Source organism: Actinomycetota bacterium (genome assembly GCA_004297305.1).
Taxonomy (GTDB): Bacteria; Actinomycetota; Actinomycetes; order S36-B12; family FW305-bin1; genus FW305-bin1.
The window spans coordinates 171,601-194,047 of sequence record SCTR01000005.1; the positions used below are offsets into that span (position 1 = coordinate 171,601).

21 protein-coding genes, 1 tRNA gene and 2 pseudogenes are annotated in these 22,447 nt (G+C 70.4%); 11 read left to right on the forward strand and 13 right to left on the reverse strand.

Annotated elements, in window-relative coordinates; all coding sequences use genetic code 11:
• Positions 1-331 precede the first annotated feature (331 nt).
• The 3 genes from EPO13_02435 to EPO13_02445 all read left to right on the forward strand — a co-directional run bounded on the left by EPO13_02435 (position 332) and on the right by EPO13_02445 (position 2,246).
• Complete coding sequence (locus EPO13_02435; GenBank protein TAK70741.1) at positions 332-637, forward strand: hypothetical protein; 306 nt, start codon at positions 332-334, stop codon at positions 635-637.
• Between the two features lie 347 nt (positions 638-984).
• Positions 985-1,161 (forward strand): hypothetical protein, encoded by a 177-nt coding sequence (locus tag EPO13_02440; GenBank protein ID TAK70742.1) that lies wholly within the window; start codon positions 985-987, stop codon positions 1,159-1,161.
• 68 nt (positions 1,162-1,229) lie between these two features.
• A complete protein-coding gene (locus EPO13_02445; GenBank protein ID TAK70743.1) occupies positions 1,230-2,246 on the forward strand; it encodes an FRG domain-containing protein in 1,017 nt (338 codons plus the stop codon).
• A 417-nt stretch (positions 2,247-2,663) separates the two neighbouring features.
• Here EPO13_02445 and EPO13_02450 read toward each other — a convergent pair whose 3' ends face one another.
• The 7 genes and pseudogenes from EPO13_02450 to EPO13_02480 all read right to left on the reverse strand — a co-directional run bounded on the left by EPO13_02450 (position 2,664) and on the right by EPO13_02480 (position 6,174).
• A complete protein-coding gene (locus EPO13_02450; protein TAK70744.1) occupies positions 2,664-3,227 on the reverse strand; it encodes a hypothetical protein in 564 nt (187 codons plus the stop codon).
• Between the two features lie 334 nt (positions 3,228-3,561).
• Positions 3,562-3,674, reverse strand: a pseudogene (locus EPO13_02455) (DUF4065 domain-containing protein).
• Positions 3,675-3,812: 138 nt separating this feature from the next.
• A complete protein-coding gene (locus EPO13_02460) occupies positions 3,813-4,154 on the reverse strand; it encodes a hypothetical protein (protein ID TAK70745.1) in 342 nt (113 codons plus the stop codon).
• Positions 3,950-4,501, reverse strand: coding sequence for a hypothetical protein (locus EPO13_02465; GenBank protein TAK70746.1), 552 nt, complete (start codon positions 4,499-4,501; stop codon positions 3,950-3,952). The genes EPO13_02460 and EPO13_02465 overlap by 205 nt, the downstream gene beginning before the upstream one ends.
• Positions 4,502-4,664: 163 nt before the next feature.
• Positions 4,665-4,961 carry a hypothetical protein gene (locus tag EPO13_02470; protein TAK70747.1) on the reverse strand — a complete coding sequence of 99 codons (297 nt, stop codon included), beginning with the start codon at positions 4,959-4,961 and terminating at the stop codon, positions 4,665-4,667.
• A 121-nt stretch (positions 4,962-5,082) separates the two neighbouring features.
• Positions 5,083-5,157 (reverse strand) — tRNA-Arg (locus EPO13_02475).
• Positions 5,158-5,286: 129 nt separating this feature from the next.
• The gene (locus EPO13_02480; GenBank protein TAK70748.1) at positions 5,287-6,174 is read right to left on the reverse strand and encodes an LLM class flavin-dependent oxidoreductase; all 888 of its coding nucleotides are present in this window, start codon (positions 6,172-6,174) and stop codon (positions 5,287-5,289) included.
• Positions 6,175-6,213: 39 nt separating this feature from the next.
• Here EPO13_02480 and EPO13_02485 point away from each other — a divergent pair, with 39 nt between their 5' ends.
• Positions 6,214-6,714 (forward strand): MarR family transcriptional regulator, encoded by a 501-nt coding sequence (locus tag EPO13_02485; protein TAK70811.1) that lies wholly within the window; start codon positions 6,214-6,216, stop codon positions 6,712-6,714.
• A 66-nt stretch (positions 6,715-6,780) separates the two neighbouring features.
• Here EPO13_02485 and EPO13_02490 read toward each other — a convergent pair.
• Positions 6,781-7,002, reverse strand: a pseudogene (locus tag EPO13_02490) (anti-sigma factor antagonist).
• Positions 7,003-7,319: 317 nt separating this feature from the next.
• Between EPO13_02490 and EPO13_02495 the strand changes: the two are divergent.
• The 3 genes from EPO13_02495 to EPO13_02505 all read left to right on the forward strand — a co-directional run bounded on the left by EPO13_02495 (position 7,320) and on the right by EPO13_02505 (position 9,724).
• Positions 7,320-7,553 (forward strand): hypothetical protein, encoded by a 234-nt coding sequence (locus tag EPO13_02495; GenBank protein ID TAK70749.1) that lies wholly within the window; start codon positions 7,320-7,322, stop codon positions 7,551-7,553.
• Between the two features lie 205 nt (positions 7,554-7,758).
• Positions 7,759-8,412: a hypothetical protein gene (locus EPO13_02500; protein ID TAK70750.1), complete on the forward strand. Its 654-nt coding sequence runs from the start codon at positions 7,759-7,761 to the stop codon at positions 8,410-8,412.
• 58 nt (positions 8,413-8,470) lie between these two features.
• Entirely contained in the window at positions 8,471-9,724 is a 1,254-nt protein-coding gene (locus EPO13_02505; GenBank protein ID TAK70751.1) for a GAF domain-containing protein, read from the forward strand.
• A gap of 344 nt (positions 9,725-10,068) precedes the next feature.
• Here EPO13_02505 and EPO13_02510 read toward each other — a convergent pair whose 3' ends face one another.
• Positions 10,069-11,568: an MFS transporter gene (locus EPO13_02510; protein TAK70752.1), complete on the reverse strand. Its 1,500-nt coding sequence runs from the start codon at positions 11,566-11,568 to the stop codon at positions 10,069-10,071.
• A 129-nt stretch (positions 11,569-11,697) separates the two neighbouring features.
• On the opposite strand from EPO13_02510, the gene EPO13_02515 reads away from it, so the two are divergent.
• Positions 11,698-12,462, forward strand: a complete 765-nt coding sequence (locus EPO13_02515; protein ID TAK70753.1) for a putative protein N(5)-glutamine methyltransferase — start codon at positions 11,698-11,700, stop codon at positions 12,460-12,462.
• 69 nt (positions 12,463-12,531) lie between these two features.
• Here EPO13_02515 and EPO13_02520 read toward each other — a convergent pair whose 3' ends face one another.
• Complete coding sequence (locus EPO13_02520; GenBank protein TAK70754.1) at positions 12,532-14,064, reverse strand: MFS transporter; 1,533 nt, start codon at positions 14,062-14,064, stop codon at positions 12,532-12,534.
• Between the two features lie 206 nt (positions 14,065-14,270).
• On the opposite strand from EPO13_02520, the gene EPO13_02525 reads away from it, so the two are divergent.
• On the forward strand, positions 14,271-14,699 hold the full coding sequence (locus EPO13_02525) for a VOC family protein (protein TAK70812.1): 429 nt from the start codon (positions 14,271-14,273) through the stop codon (positions 14,697-14,699).
• A 63-nt stretch (positions 14,700-14,762) separates the two neighbouring features.
• On the opposite strand, the gene EPO13_02530 is transcribed toward EPO13_02525, so the two are convergent.
• The 3 genes from EPO13_02530 to EPO13_02540 form a co-directional block, all read right to left on the reverse strand.
• The gene (locus EPO13_02530) at positions 14,763-17,798 is read right to left on the reverse strand and encodes an SMC family ATPase (GenBank protein TAK70755.1); all 3,036 of its coding nucleotides are present in this window, start codon (positions 17,796-17,798) and stop codon (positions 14,763-14,765) included.
• On the reverse strand, positions 17,798-19,006 hold the full coding sequence (locus EPO13_02535) for an exonuclease SbcCD subunit D (GenBank protein ID TAK70756.1): 1,209 nt from the start codon (positions 19,004-19,006) through the stop codon (positions 17,798-17,800). The genes EPO13_02530 and EPO13_02535 overlap by 1 nt, the downstream gene beginning before the upstream one ends.
• Positions 19,007-19,108: 102 nt before the next feature.
• Complete coding sequence (locus tag EPO13_02540; GenBank protein ID TAK70757.1) at positions 19,109-20,311, reverse strand: L,D-transpeptidase; 1,203 nt, start codon at positions 20,309-20,311, stop codon at positions 19,109-19,111.
• 268 nt (positions 20,312-20,579) lie between these two features.
• On the opposite strand from EPO13_02540, the gene EPO13_02545 reads away from it, so the two are divergent.
• Complete coding sequence (locus EPO13_02545) at positions 20,580-21,998, forward strand: MFS transporter (GenBank protein TAK70758.1); 1,419 nt, start codon at positions 20,580-20,582, stop codon at positions 21,996-21,998.
• A 76-nt stretch (positions 21,999-22,074) separates the two neighbouring features.
• On the forward strand, positions 22,075-22,386 hold the full coding sequence (locus tag EPO13_02550; GenBank protein ID TAK70813.1) for a rhodanese-like domain-containing protein: 312 nt from the start codon (positions 22,075-22,077) through the stop codon (positions 22,384-22,386).
• Positions 22,387-22,447: the final 61 nt, after the last annotated feature.

The window sequence follows — 22,447 nt, forward strand, 5'->3', positions numbered from 1 at the left end:
CGGTCGCGGCCGCGGCCCGCCGGGGTTCAGGGCACCCGACGGACCGCGGCGCACCACCGGCAGTTCCGCGACGGAACGGGTGGCGCGAAGGGAGATCTCCCGCGAGAAGCCTGCCCGTCGGCAGGGGCCCGCCGCCACCGACCGAAGGTCGACTTCTGCCCACCGGATCGGTCTACCCCGGCCGGCCGTGCCCGTCGCGCTGCGGCAGATCATGATCACGCTGGGTCGGGGCGACCGGGTCCAGCCGGCCGAGACGAGGCCAGACATGCCGCAGGATGGAGGAGCCACACCGAATTGGCACCCGCGGTACCGAGGCATCCGAGGAGGAGCCATGGCTGGCGACGACGACATCGAACGGCTGCTGCGCGAGGTGGAGGCAGCCAACAGCGGGAGTCCCGCGGCGGTAGGCCGTGAGCCGGCCCGCTCACGGCCGAAGGACGCCGCGCAGCAGGCCGACTCGCCTGGCGGTGTCGGCCGGTTCCGCTTCGCGGTGATGGCGGCGCTCGTCATGGCGGTGCCGACCGGCTTGCTCGGCCTCTTCCTGCCCTTCGTCGGATCGTTCCAGCTCGCGATCGGCGGGGCGATCGGCGCCTTCGCGACCGCCGCAGTCGCCGGGCCACCGCGCTGGCTGCGCTGACTGCCGATACAGCGGTGAGCCACCGGCGGTGGTCCACCCGGCGGGGGCACACCGACATGTGGCCGTCAGGGTGCGGCGCGAGGGACTTCGCGTGGCTGAGACACGCGAGCCACTGCTGGAGGAGATTGAGGCGTCGCGGTTGTCGCGTTGGCCGGCTGCAGCGGAGCTGCTACCAACACGACCCCGTTGGAGACGCCAAGCGCGTCAACTGCGGCGAGTAGGCGACGACATCTCCCGCGGCGGCCCCCACCCCGCCGCCTGCGGCACCCACGAAGGCCCCGCCACCGCCCCCACCGACGACCGTTGCCCCGGCCGACGCATCGATCACGGTACCGAACGGCGTCGGGATGAACTACCAGGCCGCCCAGGACATCTGGCGCGCCGCGGGTCTCCATGTCCTCCCAGCGAACGATGCCACGGGCGCCAACAGGCTTCCTCTCATCGACTCGAACTGGGTCGTACTCGCGCAGGAGCCGGCTGCGGGCACCAAGGTTGAAACCGACTCAACGATCACACGACAGTGAAGAAGTACACGGACAAGTAGGTCGGTTGGGCGTAACCATCGCACACGTCGGTAGCGCTAGCGTTCGCAATGCACGGCGCAGTGCCGTGCCGGGAATCACGGGGGCCAATCGCGATGATGGCTCAGGCCAACCCGCACTGGGTTCGCAATGGCTGGGGTCATCGTGTGACGACGGTCGACAGCTTGATGCGTGCTGTCTCACGAATCGGAACGTTGCAACGCGGGCGCCGCTACGTCTGGCGGGGCATGCCGAACTACAAGTGGCCGGTCCAGTCAGCGCTCTATCGCTGGCTGTTGGAGGTCGGCGTGTCGGAGTTCCCTAGCGAGAAGGAGGTCCGATCCTGGGAGGCCGCTATCCTCGATCGGGCGAGGTCCTGGGGCATCGACGTCGAGCTGGGCCCCTCCGCGACGGATCTTCACATGCTGGCGCTGCTCCAGCACCACGGGCTACCGACACGTCTCGTCGACGTTACGGACAACCCCATGACTGCCCTCTGGTTCGCCTGCCAGCCGTCGGGCAACGGTGGGGATACAACCGCCGCACTGGTTGCGATCGACGTCACCGGGATTTGCGAGTACGGCACATACCAGCCGTGGGCTTCGCCCACGTACGCAATGAGAACGAGTCCTCTGAGTTGGTCGTTGCACGAGGCCTTGGCAGACTCCGCCGCGAGAAACGTTCCGTTTCTCGTGCGACCAACGCTCCCGGATGCTCGAATGCGGGCACAGGAAGGCCTCTTCATCTCGGGTGCGGTCCCAGACGGGCCACCTGCTTCGGGCGTCCAAGGCTTCCCGCTACTGGGGCGCAAGGCCCCCGGTGCTAGCGCACTAAGGACGCTGTTCAGTCCGGAGGAGCGGAAGCGAGGCAGACCGAGAGGGCTCCCATTCTGCGTCCTCACGATCACAACTCCCCTGAAGGGCCGCGTTCTTGAGCACCTCGCTGACTTCCACCACAAGACTGAGCGGCGGCTATTTCCCGACGTCGACGGACTGAGGCAGGCGTTCGAGCGTGGGAACCTGAATCTGCAGCCGATTGATGAGGACCTACTCATGTACCCGGACGTGGCGGGCCCTCTGTTGCATTAGTGGTTGTGCGAGTTCAGGTGTGAGTCGATGCGGACGTTGGTGCCGCGCACGTCGTTGAGGTCGGCCATGCGGCCGGACTGGGCGCGCTGCTCGCGCTTGACGTCCTCTAGGAGCCGGACGACGTCGGGGAGTGCCAGCCCGCCGTTGGCGTCGGGTTGGATCTGAGCGGTGCGTTCGCGCGAGGTGATGGCCGTTGTCGGTTTCGCGATCGGGGACCCCGTGCCCCCGGCTGTGGAGGGGAGCCGACGCCGCGGCTACTCGCCTTGGTCTAGTTCGCGGGGGGGCTCGAAGCCATCCCGGTACCAAGGCACCCTGAACATGTTGAACATCGAGGTTGGGACTATCGGCGCGACGGTTCCCAGGGCGTTGCCGGCATGCGAGAGGCGGTAGTACTTGCGCACCAGGGTCCCGAGCCCGTCAAGCGCTGAGTTGACTTCGTTGAAGGTGGGGCTGCGGTCGTCGCTGAGTGGGGTATTCGCCCCGGTGCGCGATCACCTGGTTCGTGTAGTCGACGACCGGCTTGGCGATCGAGAAGAGCCGGTCGAGGTCCTGTCTGAGCAGAGTCGGGTCGAGGCACTGCCCACCGGGACCGGCGAAGATGTCGAAGGAGCTGCGAGCGGCGGCCTCGACCAGACGGTCTGGGTCTCCCCGTCCCTCGAAGTCGGACTGGACCCTCAGTCGGTACACCGGGTAGGTGATCGACTCGGCGTGGCGGCTGAGGTACCGAAGACTTCGCGCGAGGCTGCGGACGTCCTTCCGGTCGTCGGCTTCGACCCGGACGCTCATGCAGATGGTGACGATGTAGGTACGCAGGAGATAGTCCTGCATGACGGGGTGCTGCGGGACTTCGGAGTGTCGCAGCATCCCGATGATCGCGCGCCAGGTCCACCGGTACTGGAAGGCTCGCATCACCGCGCCCAAGCTGTCCTCGAACTGCTCGGACCAGGCGGCGAGACGATCGGCGCCGGGGTGCTCAGACACGCGAAGATCGTAGGGCGTCCGCGTCAGGCCAACGAGGGACCTGCAACGCGCAGGTCAGCGGCCGAGGACCTTCGGGTTCCGGAAGGGCTTGAGGGCGATCCGGTCGCCCTTGGAGGCGTTACAGCCTCGGTGGGCCAGCCTGGCGTTGGCCCGGTCGAACGGGTGACCGCCGTTCGCCAGCGCGACTAAGTGTCCACGGTCCGACTCATGCGGTGAGTGCGAGGCAACGAGCGTCGATCGTCTCGCGTTCAGATGATCTGAGGTTGGCCGACGTGCCCCACGGCCACGAGTCGACGGTGAAGGTGCCTCGGTGGTGGTCGAAGAGTTCGTAGACGACAGGGCCGTTGGCCACGCCTGGATCCGCTCCGGGAAGAGTGGCTCGTCGTCCCAGACGAGGTGCCACGCCTGGGAGTAGTAGACGAGCTTCTGCAGCTTCATCGAGGACATGCGGCCGTGCCGCTCGATGATGTACGCCGCGACGTCCTGGACTGACCTAGCCACGTTCAGCTCCCCGCGCTGTTCGGCTGTCCATCCGGTCGAATGCTAGCGGAAGGCTCCAGGTTCGCTGGCTACGACATCGCCTGGTCAGCCCACCCGACCCAGCGCCGCGCGCACGACGTCGTCCATGTCCGACATGAGGTGCTCGTACCGGTCGATCGTGGTGGTGATCGAGGTGTGCCCGAGCAGCCGTTGAATGGCCGGGAGCGGCACTCCGGCGGCGATCAGCCAGGACACGTGGGTGTGGCGGAGGTCGTGGATCCGCACGCGCCTCGTGACGGTGCCGGGGCACCGGCAGGGCGCCGCGGCTTTGGCGTCCTCCGCCCGGTGCTTGTCACTCCGCACGATACCCGTGACGGCCCGCTGCCAGTGGGTTCGGTCGAAGGTGGCGTGGTCGACGCGCGCGCCGATTGCGTTGGTGAAGACCAGCTCCCCGGCGCTCGGTCCTCGACAAGCGGCGCGAGGATCTCCGCCAGGTCGTCCGTGATGGCGAGGGTGCGCCGTGACCGGCGCGTCTTGGGCTCCCCCAGGGCGAACGTGCCGCCGTGCTCACGCTTCCACGCCCGCACCACGTTGACCTGCTTGGCCTCGAGGTCCACCTCGGCGACGTGCAGGCCGGTCGCCTCACTCCACCGCATCCCGGTCCCGGCCAGGGTCAGCACGAGGGGTCGGTACAGGGGTGTCATCGCGTCGACGAGGCGGTCCAGCTCGGGGCGGCGGGTGAGGACTGCCATCTCTTCGGACTTGGTGGTCGGCACGCCGAGGGTGAGCCCCATGAAGGGGTTGGACGGCAAGAGGCTGTTGGCGACGGCGTCCCGGAAGCAGGAGGACACAAACGCGGTGAGGTTCCGCAGAGTCTTCGGGGCCAGCCCGGATGTGGCGGTGAGCCCGCGGAGGAACCGCCCGGCGATCTCGGGGGTGACGGCGTCGATCGGCAGGTCACCCAGGGCGGTAGTTCTTGAGCATGGCCCGGTAGTCACGTGCGGCGTGCAGGCCCAGGCCGACCCGGGAGTCGATGGACCGGGTGCACCACTCCGTCACGGTGGGGAGGTCTGGGGCGAGCTTCCCGGGCTCCTCGGGCGGCGGCCACTTCTGGCCCGCGGCGTCGACTCGACCCCGGAACTTGATTGCCTCGGCGTGGGTGTCGAAGCTCAGAGACTGGCGGCGGCCGGCCTCATGCCACCCGACGCGGTAGGACGTCTTGGCGCCCTGGATCCGCTTCTCGATGCTCGCCACAGAGCAGATTTGACCACGCAGGTTTGACCCCTGCTGGGGTCTACTGTCCCCTGCCAGGGGACCAATGATCTTCCTCGCACGTCACGTGAAGGTGTTTCTGCAGGTCAGAGGCCTACACGCGGGGTGCCCCCGGCAGGATTCGAACCTGCGCGCATGGCTCCGGAGGCCACTGCTCTATCCCCTGAGCTACGGGGGCCAGGGCAGTGCAGGAACCTATCACCCGCGCCGGCCGGTGCCCCTGGCCGCTGACGGTCGACAGCTGGCGACATCCCGTGCGCCGCCGGGATGAGGCCGCGGACCCGGCTACCTGCCGGACGACCAGCCGTCAGGCGGCCGCAAGTCGGGCGCGTACGGCGGGGATGACCTCGGCAGCGAAGCGTTCGATCTCGTCAGCAACGGGAAATGCCACGTTGATGACCGTGAAGCCGGCCGCCGCGATCTGGGCCACCTGGCCGGCGACCGCGTCGCTGTCTCCGGTGAGCTGACGCCATCCCCGCCCGGCATCCTGGCTGCTCGTCGAGGCCGGGCCGAGAACGAGGTTTGTCGCCCAAGTGAACTCCTCTACGGGGCGGCCGGCCCGCTCGAGTGACGCGACCACCGCGGCGCGCAGTTCGACGAGCCGATCGAGTCCGAGGCGCCCGATCGAGGGCACCCAACCATCGGCCAGTCCCCCGGTGACCGCCAGCGCACGCGGACCGTAGGCGCCAACCCAGATCGGGATTCGGCGGGCCGGCTTGGGTTCGATCCGAGCGGCATGCGTCTGGTAGTGACGTCCTGCGAAGGTGAACTCCGGTTCGTCCCACAACCCGCGAATGATGTGGAGGGCCTCGTCCAGCGCGTTCACTTTCTCGCCGGGAGTGCGCTCGGGAAGGCCGAAGGCCGAGAACTCGGCGTCGTAGCCGCCCGAGCCGATCCCGAGGACCAGCCGGCCGCCGGATAGCCGGTCCAGAGTCTCGGCCATCTTCGCGGTGACCGCCGGAGACCGGTAGGGCAGGCCGAGCACATTGGAGACCACGGACAGCCGCCGGGTCGCGGCGGCGACAAACGCCAGAGCGATCCATGGTTCGAGAGTCGGCCGGTCGCCGTTGAGATGGTCGGCCACGTTGAACAGGTCGAAGCCGAGCGCTTCGGCACGTTGTGCCCCAGCGACCAAGCCTTCGGGATCGAAGGGGCCAAACCCGTGAATCACCCCGAAGCGGACCGGTTCTGTCATCACACCGTCACGTCTCTCACCAGGTAGTATCTAGCGTAGATAGTACATGCCACGAACTATAAGGCGGATACCATCGCGACCACCGATCAACCCGATACCGACCTGGCCACCGGGCTGGTGCACCTGGCCCGCCTCGTCCACGACGTGTTCGCTCGCACCGCGGCGACCCGCGACCTCACTGCCACTCAGGCACGGCTGCTGTGTGTGCTGGCCGAGGGACCGAAGACGATGACCGAGCTGGCCGGGATCCTCGGAGTCGAGAAGGCGGCAGTGACCGGTCTGGTCGACCGCATCGATCGGCGCGGCTTCGTCGAACGGCGCACGGTGCCCGGTGACCGGCGCGCCTGCCGAATCCAGCTCACCCGGACCGGCCGGACGCAGGCACGCGCCGTCCACGAGGACATCCTGTGGGCGATCGATCTCCTCGTCAGCAGAATCTCTACCCGCCAACGGGATCAGCTTCGACGGACCGTCACCAGCCTGCTGGTCCAGGATCAGCCCAGTCGGGACAACCTGAACTGCCGGCTCGTGCCGCAGTGAGCCGCTGGCGCCACGTCGCTGGACAGCGAGGGTGGCAGCACCCGGCCATCGCCTGCGCGTCGGATGCCACCCCGCCGACGTCACGGCCTGATCGGCGGCGACCAGCACGCGCAGCGCGCTGGAGTCCAGGAACGTGACCGGCCCCAAATCGACGACGATCTGGTCGACAAACACGTCGGACGCGGCCGGTTCCAGGTAGTGCCAGAGGACTGCTCGCATCTCGTCGGTTCGGTCGAGGTCGAGTTCGCCGGAGAATTGCACATGAGGAACAAGCGATGACGGGGCCATAGCGGCCTCGATTCTGCAGGGTGCGAACGGGCCTAGTCTCAGGGCCTACCGCCCACGCCGTCGACTGAGGACGCATCGGGCTCGCGTCTGTGACGCTACCTGCCGCCGACGGCCCTGTCACGTCGTATGGAGATCCGCCGGGTTGTGACGCGCGACCACCCTCGGTAGGCGCCCGTGCTCGTTCGGTCCTATCGGGCACTCGTGTGGTCGAGCGACTCAGCGTGCGCGGCCCGGCCGAGGCCCGGTGAGGTTTCGGCAGGTGATCAACGGGTAGTGCTCGGCGTGTCACGTCGCGGGGCGACCTGAGGAGGCCAGTCATGGGTGTCGGTGTGGGCGTTTTTCTCCTGGCAGTGGGCTTGATCCTTGCCCTGGCGGTGCAGGACCGGATCAACGGAGTCGATCTCGTGCTCGTGGGCTGGATCGTGGCGGGGGCGGGCGTCGTCGCGATCATCCTGTCGCTGGTCATGATGGCAATCTCCCGACGTGAACGGATTTCGGTCGACCGTTCAGACGTCGTGGTCGAAGACCGACTGTCTCCGCCGTACTCGTAAGCGGCGAACGTCCTCGTAAGCGGCGAACAAGCCTCGAAGGGTTATCCCTGTACAGCTTGGGGCGTCACCGGGAAGCAAGGCTGGCGGACGCTGCGCGGACCGGCAGCGGAGGTAGCGATGCGCACGATGTTTGTGGTGTATCTGGCAGTGATCGTCGTCGGTTTGGCGTATTTCGCCACGCTTGCCGCGACCGGCCGCTGACGCCATGACTCGACGCCGATTTTTCCGTGACAACGGGCTGAGCATTGCCTTCGGTGTGCTTTTCGTGCTAGCCCTCGCTGCACAATCGTGGGCCGGGATGGCGGACGAGAATCACCAGCTCGCACTCGATCAGCAGGACCCCGTGTCGTGGCTGGAATACGTCACCTCGTCGAACTTCGCCGTCGATATCGCGGAGAACTGGCAGTCCGAGTATCTGCAGTTCTTCCTCTTCATCACGCTCACGATCTGGCTGGTCCAACGGGGCTCCCCGGAGTCCAAGAAGCCGGAGGATGCGGGATCGGCGGACGAGCCCGACGACGCGACACGGCGAAGCAGCCGACCGGTGGTGGCGACCGGCTGGGGTCGACAGCTGTATTCGCGCAGCCTCTCGCTGACGATGCTGGCGATCTTCATCGCCGCCTGGCTGGTGCAGTCGTTCGCCGGTCTTGTCGTCTACAACGATGAACAGGAACGCAACGAACTGGAGCCGATTTCCTGGCCGGCCTATCTGGCGTCCGGGGACTTCTGGAATCGGACCTTGCAGAACTGGCAGTCGGAGTTGCTCGCGGTCGGATCGATGGTGATCTTCGCGGTCTACCTTCGGCAGCGCGGCTCGCCCGAATCGAAGGCCGTCGACGCGCCGCACGACTCTCAGTGACACGGCTCGGTGAGCGGTGCCAAGCAGGCACCGGCCCGCCCGCCGGTAGGGTCGCGGCATGGCCGGTGCGGAGTCTGGCGACCTTCTCAGCGTCGCCGACAAGGCCGATGCCGAGTTCGACGTCGAGGACCTCCTCGTCGCGCTGCTCGACCGGGTACGCGCGCTGCTCGACGCGGACACCGCGGCGGTGCTGCTGCGCGACGACGACACCGACGAGCTGGTAGCCCGGGCCGCCCGAGGACTTGAGCGGGAGATCCGCACCGGTGTGCGCGTCCCGATCGGCACCGGATTCGCCGGCAAGATCGCCGAGTTGCGCCAGCCGGTCACCATCGACCGGGTGGACGAGACCACCGTGTCCAACCCGATCCTGTGGGAAGCCGGCATCAAGGTGATGCTCGGGGTTCCGCTGGTCAGCAACGACGAATTGATCGGCGTGCTGCACGTCGGACGGCTGGCCGATCGGCCGTTCACCGACGACGACGTCGGCGTGCTGCAGTCCGCCGCCGACCGCATCGCCGGCGCCACCCAGCGCCGGCGCCTGGCGGTGGAGTCGGCTGCCGCGCGGGTGCTCGAGCGTGGGCTGATGCCGACCCGGCTTCCCCGGCTGGAACAAGCACGCATCTCCGCCAGCTACGCGCCGTCGGACAGCCGCAGCGTCGGCGGCGACTGGTACGACGCCTTCACCGCACCGACCGGCGAGCTGTGGCTGGTCGTCGGGGACGTCGCCGGCCACGGCCTGCCTGCTGCCGTGGTCATGGGACGGGTGAAGAGTGCGTTGCGCTCGTACGCCCTGATCGCCCAGGGGCCGGCCGAAGCCCTGGAACTCACCGACCGGAAAGTCCAGCATTTCGAGGTCGGAACCACCGTCTCGGTCATGTGTGCGTCGGCACCGCCGCCGTACCGGCAGTTTCAGATCTGCTCGGCCGGCCATCTGCCGCCGATTCTCGCTGTCCCCGGCCGGCCGGCGCGGATCCTGGACATCCCGCCCGGGCCGCCGCTCGGGGTGGTGGCGACCTCTCGGTCGGCGGTCGACGTCGAACTGCCCGACGACGCAGTCCTGCTGCTGTACACCGACGGACTCGTCGAGCGCCGCGGCGAGACCCTCGACACCGGCCTGGAACGTCTCCGCGCAGCCACTCCCGCCGCCGATCCCGGCATCGTCTGCCGCACCGTGATGAACAGCCTCATCCGCGACGAGCCCACCGCCGACGACATCGCCGTACTGGCGGTACGGCATGTCCCACAGCGACAAGGGACCTCGAGCCCGCAGGACGGTGTGCCGCTGCGGCGTCGCCCGTCAGTGCCTGGCTGATCCGGTGCCCGGGCGATCGGCGTCCGGCGACGCGCGCGAATTCGCCGCCCGGTCGATACTGGTCTGGTGAAACGCGACCTCTGGCTCTACCTCGCGTGCTATGTGTTTGCGCTCATCGCCATCGTGGCGGTCATCGAGAACTGGATACCGGTGCTCTACGTCCTGGCCGCCGCGACCGTCGTCGTGGCCACGGCACGGCGCACTAGCGGAGACCACTAACGACCACTAGCGCGTGGGCGGCAGTCCGATCACGCCGAGATAGATCTCGACCAGTCGGGACGTTTCGGTAGCGGGGTCAGTCGACTCGGCAGGCATGGCTTCCGTCTACCCGCTGCCGACCGTCCTCAACCCACTGTTGCCGTCGGCGCAGCGGGGACGGGAACCGGCGGCTTGGCACGGACGGCTGGGACAAGCGCCACAGCCGCCGCGACGAGAGCCAGGCCGGCGCCGATCTGCAGCGCTGTGGTGTAGCCGGCCAGCGCCGGTACCGCCGAACCCAGTGGTGTCGCGACGGTCACCGCAGCGGCGACGGTGGCGGTGCCCAGGGCCTGTCCCGCGGTGCGGCAGATGAAGTTCATGCCGGCCGCCACACCACGTTCGGTCTGCCCGACCATGCTGACGACGTACGCCGGTGATGCCGACGCCAGCAAGCCGAATCCGATCGAACACACGACCGTCAAGACGACGAGCACCGCGATCGAGTTGTGCAGGCTGGCGACTGCCAGCAATCCCGCGGCCGTGATCACGGCGCCGAGCACCAGCGCACCGCGAAGCCCCAGCCGCCGCGCGACCGGCGAGAGCGACATCGCCATCGCCACCTGGGCGACGCACGACGGAATGAGCAGCGCCGGCGCGGCGATCGAGCCGAGGCCGAGACCGTAACCGGCGACGGCCGGGTCGGCTTGAGCGATGACGACGACGCAGAGCATGAGCGTGTACGCACCGCTGCCAAGCGCGAGCATGGACACGCTGCCGACGACCATGCGGCGACTGAAGAACATCCGGGTGTCCACCAACGGATCCCGGGCGCGCCGACCGTGCACCGTCCACGCCGCGATACCCACGATGCCGACCGACGCGAACAGCATGGTGGCCGGCGCATTCCAGCCCCAGGCACCGCCTTCGGACAGCGCGACCAGGCAGCCGGTGAGCCCGACCGCCAGCAACGTCGCACCGACCAGGTCCATCCGGCCGGACGCCCTGATCTTGCTGGGCGCGACCAACCTGGCCGTCGCCACCAGCGCAGCGGCGGCCACCAGCGCCAGGACGGCGAACATCGACTGGACGCTTCCGGTCCAGGCGACCATCGAACCCCCGAACACGAAACCGAGACCACCACCGGCAGTCGAGGTGGCGCTGAGCAGTCCCAGCGAGAAGTTGCGGCGCGACGCCGGCACGGTGTCGGCGATCACCGCGTAGCCCAAGGGAATCGCCGCACATCCGGTGCCCTGCAAGACCCGAGCGACGAGCAACAACCCGAAACTGTCCGTGACCGCGGCCAGCGCACACCCGGCCAGCAGCAGTGACAGGGTCACCAACAACATGCGCCGTTTGCCGTGCAGATCCGCCAGCCGGCCGAGCAAGGGAGTCGCGACCGCCCCGGCGATGAGCGCGACGATGACGATGAGGCTTGCCGTCGCCTGGGACACCCCGTAGTGGCCGCTGAGTTCACCGACCAACGGGATCACCGACGTGGTGAGGGTCGCGAAGGTCAGCGGTCCCAGCGCCAAGCCGCCCAGGAACAGCAGCAGACGCAGCCGTGAACGTTCGAGGTCCTCACCGCTAACGACCACGTCCCGGTCCTTCCCCGCCGACTCCGCAGCACGATAGTCCACAGTCGTCAATCCGCCTTACACAGTCAGCCCTACGCAGTCCGAGCGAGCCACCGGCCGGCCGACACCGCCGCGTGCTCTGGTCTGCCGGGCAGCGCCACCGGGCGGGCCGGCACACTGCGACACCGGCACACTGCGACAGTGGAACACCGGGATGTGGCCAGGCAGTTGCGGGCTGCCGGATGCGTCTTCGCCGAGGCCGAGGCCAGCGTGCTGCTGACCGCCACCGACGAGGGTGCGGGCGACCTGGCATCGCTGCTGGCGCGTCGTTGCGCGGGCGAACCACTGGAACAGGTCGTCGGGTGGGCCGAAGTGGCCGGGGTACGCGTCGGCGTGGACCCCGGCGTCTTCGTCCCGCGTCGTCGCACCGAACTGCTGATCGACCAGGCCGCGCACCTCGTGGTCGCCGGCGGCATCGTGGTCGACCTGTGTTGCGGCAGCGGCATCATCGGTGCCGCCCTGCTGCGGCGCGAACCCCGGATCACGCTGTACGCCATCGATATCGATCCCACGGCGGTCCAGACGGCTCGGCGCAACCTGCCGACGGCGACGGTCAGCGAGGGAGATCTCTTCGGTGCGCTGCCGCCACGACTACAGGGCGGCATCGACCTCGCCGTGGCCAGCCCGCCGTACGTCCCGACCGCGGCGCTGCGCACCCTGCCGGCCGAAGCCCGCGACCACGAGCCGCAGGTCGCGCTGGACGGTGGCCCCGACGGCCTGACCGTGATCAGGCGGTTGGCGGCAACCGCGCCCGGGTGGCTGCGGCCGGGTGGCCAGCTGCTGGTCGAAACCAGTGCGCCGCAACTGCCGGCGGCTGCGGCGGCCCTGGAGGGGCACGGCTTCGGCGTCCGTTCGGTGACCGCCGACGGACTCGGCGCCGCGGTGGCGATCGCGACGGCGTGCTGAGACTGCTGCCAGCGGCCCGGACCGTCGCCCTGCGCCGTGATCGGACCTCAGCCCTCGGACCTCGGTCGCTCAGTCCTCGTCCACGTCGGGGGCATGCGGCGGGAACCAGTGGTGGGTGACCACCTCACCGACGACGTACGCCCGTGCGGCCGCTTCGATCTGCCGGTCGGTGCCCGTCATCCGCTCGTCGTGTTGGCGCATGTGCTCGGCCCACGTCGCCACGAGGTAGATCTCGAGGAACAACTCAGGATCGGCACCGTCCTGCACCAGGCTGTGCGACAGCGCTCCGGTGCGCCGCCGGGAGCGGCCCTGCAGGACCATCGCCTCGATGAAGGCGCCCTGGTACGCCGCCGGGACCCGGTAACGCGTGGTCACCGTCACCGGACCGTCACGGGGGCTGGGCTCGACCACCAGCGCCGGTTCGGCCCAGTGCTGGGAGACCACCTGGTCGATCCGGGAGATATCCGGCATCGGCAGCCAGCGCAGCCCGGGTGCCGCGACACACAGCGCCGCCCCGGCCACCGCGATGGCGATACCGGCCTCCAAGGCGCCGCCGAGCAGGCCGAACACCGCGGCCCCCAGCGCCGTCGCGGCCTGGTTGACCGTCAGCAGTAGCGCCAGGCCGCGGGCGCGGACCCACCCCGGCAGCGACAACTGCAGGACCGCCGTACACGACGAGATTACGACGATGAAGGCCGCGCCGGCCGGGACCAGCACGCAGCCGGCCAGCCAGACCGGACCGATCAGCGCCATCGCGACGAGGCAGACACCCTCGATCAGGAAGGACACCGACACCAGTCGGTTCTGGTTCACCGACTGCCGGAGCCGTGGCAGCAGCATCGCGCCGATGACGGCGCCGACGCCGACGGCGCCCAGCAGCGCGCCGTAACCGCCGGAGCCCAAACCGAACCGCTGGTTGGCGACCAACGGGAGCAGCGCCCACATGCCGGTGCTCAGGAACGTGAAGACGAAGATCCAGCCCATGACCCGCCGGGACACCCGGGAGAAGCGGATGTACCGTCCGCCGGCCCGCAATGCCTCCAGCAGGCGCTCGCGATCACGGTCGGACACCGGTTGGCCCCGCCACCGCGCGGCCACGAAGATCGCGACCGAGAACGACGCGGCGTTGAGGAAGAACACCCCGGCCGGACCGACCAGCGCGACGACGAGACCACCGATCGCCGGTCCGACGGCGCGCCCGACGTTGACCGACAGGGCATTCAACGTCGCCGCACCGGACAACTGCTCCCGCGGGACGGACTCCGCCGAGACCGCTTGCCAGGCAGGCGCATTCGCCGCTGTGCCGACCGCCAGCAACGCCGTCAGCGCCAGCAGGAACGCCGGGGTGAGCAGCTCGGTGGCCGCCAGCACGGCCATGGCCAGAGCGACGACGACCTGGAACGACTGTGCGAGAAGCAACAGCCGGCGCCGATCGACGATGTCGGCCAGCGCGCCGGCCGGCAGGGCGAGCGCGACCATCGGAACTGCCATGGCCGTCTGGACGAACGCGGCAAGGTCAGGTGAACGTTCGACGATGTACCACTGCGCGCCCACCAGCTGCATCCAGGTACCGATGATGGACACCGCTTGGGCGGTCCACATCGCGCGATAGAGGCGAGACGACCGCAGCGGCTCCCACGGCGATGGGGACCGCACCTGAGCACGCGTCGACGTCACGTCGTCTTGCGTCTCCCCTACCTGGATCGGCTTCGGACCGCCCGAAGCGTACTCGGCTCCGCCCGTCCCGGCCCGACCGGACCTTTCGACGAACAACGCGTCGCGGCCATGCGCATACTGGGGCCGTGCCGGTGCCGCCACGCGTCTCACTGATCACGCTCGGCGTCGCCGACGTCGAGCGGTCCACCGCGTTCTACCAGGCGTGGGGCTGGCCGCTGTCGCCGGCATCCGTACCCGGCGAGGTGAGCTTCTTCGGCACCGACGGCGGTTTCCTGGCGGTATGGCGGCGCGAGGACCTGGCGGCTGACGCCCGGCAGACCTTGCCGGGCAACGGCTTCCGGGACGTGAGCCTGGCGGTGAACTGCCGCGACCGGGAAGAAGCCGACGAAGCAGTCGCCGCCGCGGTGGCGGCCGGAGCGGTACTGGTCCGGCCAGCCGAACCCACCGACTGGGGCGGCTACGTCGGCTACCTGACCGACCCCGACGGCCACCTGTGGGAGATCGCCGTGAACCCGGCCTGGCCCATCGGGCCGGACGGCCGGCCGGCGCTGCCCCGCTGAGTTTCAGGCCGGTTCAGTCAAGCCAGGTTGAATCACGGCGGTTGCGTCCCGTTTCACCGCGCCTCAGGCGACGACTCGCAACCAGGACGCCCCCCTGGCGTCACGGCGTACTTCCAGCCGATCGGGGATGCGATCCTTCAGTTCGGCGACGTGCGACACGATGCCTACCGCTCGGCCGCCCTCCCGCAGCTCGTCAATGACGTCGAGGACGTGATCGAGGGTCTGCGGGTCCAGACTGCCGAATCCCTCGTCGATGAACAGCGTCTCCAGTTCGGCGCCACCGGCCTCCGCGCTCACTACGTCCGCGAGTCCCAGGGCGAGACTCAGCGAGGCGTAGAACGTCTCGCCGCCGGACAACGATCGGGTGTCGCGCTGCTGCCCGGTGAGCTGGTCGACGACGGCGAGCCCGAGCCCGGCGTGCTGGCGTCCGTGCGCGGCTTCCTCGGCGTACACGAACGAATACCGGCCGCCGGACATCCGCTCGAGCCGGCTGGAGGCCGCGGCGACCACGGACAGGAAGCGGCTGCGCAGCACGAACGCGGCCAGCGTGATCCGCCGCAGGTTGGCCCCGTTGCCGGCCGCCAGGTCGGCCACCCGTAACGGGGCACGGGTCGCTGCGATCACCCGGTCGAGCTCGGCGACCGCGGCTTCGGCCTCGGCCCGCCGCTGCTCGAACCGTCGCAGCGCCGTCGCTGCGGCCCCGGCCCGCTCCGCGAGCTCCGTGGCCGCCCGGGACGCCTCCCACGCGCGCGCCTCGAGCTCGACCAGATCGACCTCGACGTCGTCGTCGGGAGGGGCGGTGCCCTCCAGGGTCGCCAGCGCCGCCGCCACTGCCGCCACGGCGACGAGGTGATCGGCCACCGCCCCCTCGAGCTCGGCGAGCTGGGTGGGGTTCCGGGCGAGCTGCGCCAGTCCAGCCGGGTCCTGGCCGATCGCTGCCGCCTCGGCCGCCACCGAGGCGGCAGCCGCGGTCGCCGTGTCCCCAGCGGCCGCGAGCCGGTCGATCGCCGCGAGCGCGGCATCGACGGCGTCGGCGGTAGCTATCCACTCTGCGCGGGCAGCGCGCACACTCGGCTGTTGCCCCCGGGCCGTCGCAAGCTCCTGCCTGGCGCTGCTGAGCGCCCGGTCGGCGGCGCGGTGAGCGAGCTCGGCTTCCCGCCGGGTCGCTTCGGCTGCGGCCAGCGCGCCTCGCAGCCGCTCCGCTTCCTGCTCGACTTCTTGCAGCGCGAGATCGGCGGCCGCGAGCCCGCCGGCGAGCTGTCGCGTCTCGGCCAGCACCGCTGCGGCCTCGTCGTACTGGGCACGGGCAACGGCCTCGGTCAGCCCGCCGGTACGAGAGGCCACGGACTCGACGCGCGCATCGGCAGCGGCCCGTCGCCCGGCGTACACCGCGCGATCGCGCTCCCGTATCGCGCGGTCGGCCGCCGCCGCCTCGACGTCGTCCGCACCGACGCCTGCCTCGTCGCGGGGATCGTCCGCCGGCGCCGGGTGCTCCGCGGCGCCGCACACCGGGCACGGCTGCCCGGGCCGCAGCTGCGCGGCGAGTTCGGAGGCCATCCCGTCGATCCGCCGCTGGACCAACGCCTGGTGTCGGTCGACCGCCTGCTGCGCCTGATCCACCGCCGCTGCCTCCGCCACGACGGCCGCCGCGGCCTCAGCGACGGCGTCCGCCAGCTCGGCGGCAGCCTCCCAGCGCGCCTGCGCCGCGACGGCGGTCGCACTGAGCGCTTCGAGGGACTCCGTAGCGACGACGGCCGCCTCGCGGGCAGCGGTCCGCGCCCGACGCAGCGCCGGCAGCTCGTCCAGTCGCACCCGGACCCGCTGTTCGGCGTCCCGCAGGTCGCCGATCGTGGCGGCGGCACCCTCGTGCTCCGCGGTACGAACTGCCAGCTCGTCTTCGACCAGCTCGAGGGCTGCGGCAGCGGCGGCACGATCCCGCAGCCGGCGTGCGGCAGTGCGCAATCCGGCCGGCTGCTCGCCACGCAGCTCCGGCGGCAAGTCGGCGCGACGGCGAGACACCTCGGCCTCCGCAGCCGCCAGCTCACGCTCGGCCCGCTGCCAGCCCGGCAGCAGCGCCGCGACCGGCGCCACCGCGCGTGCGGCGGCGAGTTCGGCCACGCGTGCCTCGTGGCGATCGGCCTGGGCAGCGAGCTCGGCGCGGCGGGCGACCAGCTCCGCGCGGCGCAGCCGCCGCTCCTCGGCGGCCTGAGCCACGGCAAGCACCTGCTCGGCTTGCGCGCGCTCCGTCTCGGCGGCGATCTTGGCGTTGCGCAACTGGGTATGCCGGGTCGTCAGCTGGTGGGCTTGGGCGAGCAGCGCCGTCCGAAGCTGCGACCCGGCGGGATCTGCGCCCGACTCGTCCACGCCCCCCGCGCCGGCGAGCGCGACCAGGTCCTCCCGCTCGGCCGCGCTGAGGCCAGCGGCTTCGGCGGCGGCGCTGGACGCGGCGCGGACCGCGTCCAGCGCGGCCTGGCGCGCCCCGCTGGCCTCCCGACGACCCTCGACCAGGACGCGCTGCATCGACTCGTAGTGCTCAGTGGCGAAGATCTGCTGCAGGACCGAGCGGCGCTGCTCGGCGTCGGCTCGCAGGAACCGCGCGAACTCGCCCTGCGGCAGGGCCACGACCTGCGTGAACTGGTCGCGCGTGAGCCGGACGAGGTCACCGATCTCCTGGTCGGCCTCCCGGACCCGGGTGGAGACCGGCCCGGCGGGTCTGCCGGGCGCGTCGTCGAGCCTCGTGAGTACGACACCCCCCGGGTCGCGGGTGGTCTGCGGCCCACTCCCGGCGCGTCGCTTGGGCCGCACGTGCGCCGGCGTCCGCCGTACCCGATGCCGGACGCCGTCCACCGAGAAGTCGAGCTCGACGAAGGGGGCGGTCCCCGGCGCGGCGAAGTGGCTCTGCAACCTGCTGGCGGACGACTCCGTCCCGGCCAATCCGCCGTACAGCGCGAAGGTGATGGCGTCCAGCACGGTGGACTTCCCGGCTCCGGTCGGTCCCTCCAGGAGGAAGAGCCCCGAGGCCGCGAGCGCGTCGAAGTCGACGACCTGCTCGTCGGCGAAGGGCCCCATCGCGGCGATCGTCAGCCGGTGCAGGCGCATCAGGCACTCCGCTCGACGGCAAGGGCCGCCTCGTGGGCCGCGCGCAGCACACCGACCTCGTCCTCGGTGGCCGGGCCGCCGGTCACGTGGTCCACGAAGCTGCGGGCCACCTCCACCGGATCCGCCCGGGGAACCACGACCGGACCCGGTCCACGCTCGGCGGGCCCGGCGGGGGCGAACTCGACGACCAACGTGTGCGGAAACCGGGCCCGCAGTCGGGGCAGCGGCGCATCCGGCCGGCGGCGGTCGGTGAGGACGACCTGCAGCCAGGCATCCTCGACCTCGGCCAGTGCCGCGTCGGTGAGCAGGGATTCCAGGTCGCCGCTGATGCGGGCCAGCCGACGCGGCACGGGAGTCGGGAGGACCTCGGTCCGCACCCCGGCGGGTCCCAGCTCCAGCAGGGTGACCGACTTCACCTGGTTGCGCTCGGAGAACGAGAAGGCCAGCGGCGAACCGGAGTAGCCGACGCTAGGGGTGACCTGCCGGCGGCCGTGCAGATGCCCGAGAGCGGCGTAGTCCAGGCCCGCGAAGGTCGTCGTCTCCACCGCGTCGAGGCCGCCCACCCGGATGTCGCGTTCGGAATCGCTTCGTCCCACCGCGTCCGACTCGGGCGGACCCGGGACCTCGTCGCCCGGGATCCCTTGCTCCGCAGTCCGTTGCAGCGGCGGTACGACGATCCCGTGCGCCAGCACCACGGCATGCTCGGCGTCACGGGTCCGGCGGTCGGCCCGGACGCGGTCCAGCGCAACGCCGAGCACGGCGGCGTGCGAGCGTTCGCAGCCCAGCGACAGCCGCGTCGCGTCCGGGTCGAGATAGGGCACGCCGTACACCACCGCCCGCCCGCCGCCGGCATCGGTGACGGTCACCGGAGTCGCCAGGCCGGCCACCGTCGTCCGCAGGTGGACGCCGCCCGCCGCCGCGACCCGTCCCCCGAAACCGAGCCGGGTGGCCGAGTCGTGGTTGCCCGGGATCAGCACGACCGGGATCCGGCGGTCGGCCAGCCGAGCCAGCAGGTCGTCGGCGAGCCGGACCGCGTCGACCGGTGGAATCGCCCGGTCGAAGATGTCGCCGGCCACCAGCACGGCATCGACGCCCTCCGCGATGGCCACCTCGACGAGCCAGTCGGCCCACGCCGCCTGCGCGTCCAGCAGCGACTCACGATGCAACGACCGGCCCAGATGCCAGTCGGAGGTGTGGAGCAGGCGCACGGCAGGGACGCTAGCTGCGACCTCCGACGGAACCGGTCAGGCGCGCGCCGACGCCGACGGCGAGCCGCGCGGCGCGAGAGGCCGCTACGACAGTGCGGACTGCTACGACAATGCGGACTTCTGCAGCCAGACCCGCCACGGGATGTTCCATGGCGCCCCTGGACCGTTCGTCGGTTCCATCCGGCGGCCGGTGCCGACGGTGACCACGACGTCGCCGGGAAGCACGATGTCGTAGAACCACTTCGCGTCGGTCACGCGCAGGTTGGTGCAGCCGTGCGACCCGTTGTACCGGCCGATCCGCCCGGTGGCCCAGGGCGCACCGTGGATGTACTCCCCGGAGGGCGTCAGCCGCACCGACCAGGGCGCCTGGACGTCGTAGTCCAGTTCGGTGTTGCGCATGCGCTTCACGACGTACTTCTCGCCCGACAGGATCTTGATGCCCGAGCGGGTGAGGAAGCCGGACTTGCCCAGCGAGACACCGACGGTACGCACCAGCCGGCCGTCGACGACGACCTTCATGCGGTGCGTCTTGTTCTGGATCGTGGCCACCAGCGAGCGGCCCGTCTGGAAGGTCACGTCACGGTCCGGCCGGTTCACCACCATGACGTCCTTGGCGCGCGCTCCGCGACCGACGGTGCCCAGCACCACACCGGACAACCGCAGGCTGACGGTGAGCTGAGCGTGCCCCGGCCACCAGGTGGACGGCCGGTACACCACCCGGTCCGGGGCCAACCACGCCCAGGAGCCCGGCGGCAGCGGCTGCGTGCTGCTGATACTCAGCGCGGCTTCCACGGCCCGCTTGTCCCGGACCGGCCGGGAGAACTTGACCGTGATGAGCTGCCCGACTCCCACGACACTGCCGGCGCCCGGGGTGACCACGGCGACCGCCTTGACCACCTTGCGTCCCGCCGGCGAGACCGGCGCGGTCGGTACGGCGGTGACCGGGGCCGTCGTCGAGGCGGTGGCTGCCAGCGCCGGGGCCGCCGTCGATCGGATGACGCCGGCCGAGACAAGCCCGGCCGCGGCAGGGGCTGCCGCTGCGACGCCGGCGGCCGGGACACCGGCGTACGCCGGAGCGGCCGTCAGCAGCGCCGCCACGGCGGCCAGGCCGCCGGCGCCCGCGACGGCGCTGCGCCACCGCACCCCCGCCGGCCGGGACAGGCGTGGTCCGGATCCGCCGATCGCGCCGGGGTAGCTCGTGCCCATCGTGCCGGGACTGGCCGTGTCGGGACCGATCGTGCCGGGGTCGATCGTGCTGTCGCTGCGGGCGTGCCCGGCCCATCCGTACCGACCCGTGCGGTCCAACGATCCTCCCGACCATGCCCGGCAGTTCCCCCTGCCGGCGACGCCGTCCGCACCGTACCGGCGGCCTGCGTCCCGCGCGCGTCGGATCGGAGCCCTCCGGAGGGCGCGCGCGTGAACGAGGACCGAACGGGCGAATACCGCGGGCTGAGACGACCGGCCGGCTCGATTCGTTCCGACTCGCCGCACTGTCCGGTGGCCGGTGATCGATTGCCGGACTAGATTTCGCGGCGTCGGCTTCGGATGACGGAGCCCGGCCAGGGAGGCCCCCGTGACCAGTCCAGCCACCGGCCGCGGCGCCGAGCCCGAGCATTACCGGACCGCCCGGGTGATCCGACTGGCCACCGTCGCTGCCCTGGGCGGCTTCCTGTTCGGCTTCGACTCCGCCGTGATCAACGGCGCGAACTCCGCGATCCAGTCCACGTTCGGGATCAGCGACGGACTGCTGGCCTTCGCGGTCGCCATCGCCCTGATCGGCTCGGCGATCGGCGCGTGGTTCTCCGGCCGCCTCGCCGACCGGTTCGGCCGCCGCCGCGTGATGCTGGTCGCCGCGGCATTGTTCACGGTGAGCGCGATCGGGACGGCCTTCTGCTTCAGCGTCTGGGACCTCATGCTGTGGCGGGTCATCGGCGGGGCCGGCATCGGTGTGGCGAGCGTCGTCGCACCGATGTACATCGCCGAGATCGCCCCGGCAACGCTGCGCGGCCGGCTCGGGTCGCTGCAACAGCTCGCGATCGTGCTGGGGATCTTCGCCACCGGCATCACCAACTACCTGATCCTGCGGTGGGCCGGCGGCAGTGCCACCAACGACTGGCTGCTGGGCATCCCGGCCTGGCGCTGGATGTTCCTGATCATGCTGGCGCCGGCGCTGCTGTACGGCCTGCTGTCGGTGACGATCCCGGAATCGCCTCGCTACCTGGTCGCCGCCGGACGAGAGGCCGAAGCCGAGGTCGTGCTGGCCTCGGTCTTCACCGACGACGTCACCGACAAGCTGCACGAGATCGAGACCACGCTGGCAGGCGAGCCGAAAGCACGGTTCGCCGACCTGCGCGGGAATCGCTTCGGCCTGCTGCCCATCGTGTGGATCGGGATCCTGCTCAGTGCCTTCCAGCAGTTCGTCGGGATCAACGCGGTCTTCTACTACTCGAACCTGATCTGGGAATCGGTCGGCTTTTCCGAGAACGACGCCTTCCTCACGTCGCTGATCACCAACACCACCAACGTCGTCACGACGTTCGTCGCGATCGCTCTCATCGACCGCATCGGGCGCCGGCCGCTGCTGCTGATCGGCTCGTCCGGGATGATCGTGACTCTGGCCGTCCTCACCGTGGTGTTCGGCACCGCGCCGCAGTCCGGCGGCGACCCGGTCCTGTCCGGCGCGACGTCCGGCCTCGCGGTCGTCGCGTTCAACCTGTACGTCGTGTTCTTCGGTATGTCGTGGGGCCCGGTCGTCTGGGTCCTGCTCGGCGAGATGTTCCCCAACCGCATCCGCGCGCTCGCCCTGGCCATCGCCGCGGCAGCGCAGTGGCTGGCCAACTTCATCGTCTCGGTGACGTTCCCGCCGCTGGCCGGCTACAGCCTGGCCGTGGCATACGGCATCTTCACCGTGTTCGCTATCGCGTCGCTGTTGTTCGTCCGCGCCAAGGTCACCGAGACCCGCGGCCGGGAATTGGAGGCCATGGTCGCCTGACGGGCAGACTGGCCACGCGCCGGACGGCCCCGGCGTTACGCCGTACCGCCCAGGAGGCTGCTTCGTGAGTGCACCGATCGACGTACCCGAGGTCGGTGTGGACGACCTCGCCCAGGCGCTGGCAGCCGGCTCGGCCCACGTCATCGACGTTCGTGAGCCGGCCGAGTTCGCGACCGGCCGGGTCCCCGGCGCGGTGCTGATGCCGCTGCACACCGTGCCGGCCCGGCTCGCGGAGATCCCGACCGACAGCGACGTCTACGTCGTGTGCGAGGTCGGCGGGCGGTCCTGGCAGGCCGCGGCGTACCTCGTGCAACGGGGCGTCCGCGCGACGAACGTGGCGGGTGGGACCGCGCAGTGGCGGGCCCGCGGCCTGCCGCTGGAGGCGTAGTCGCCGTACCGCATGCGTCAGATCGGCCGAGGTTCTTGCATTCCTGCCAGTTTTTGTGTTG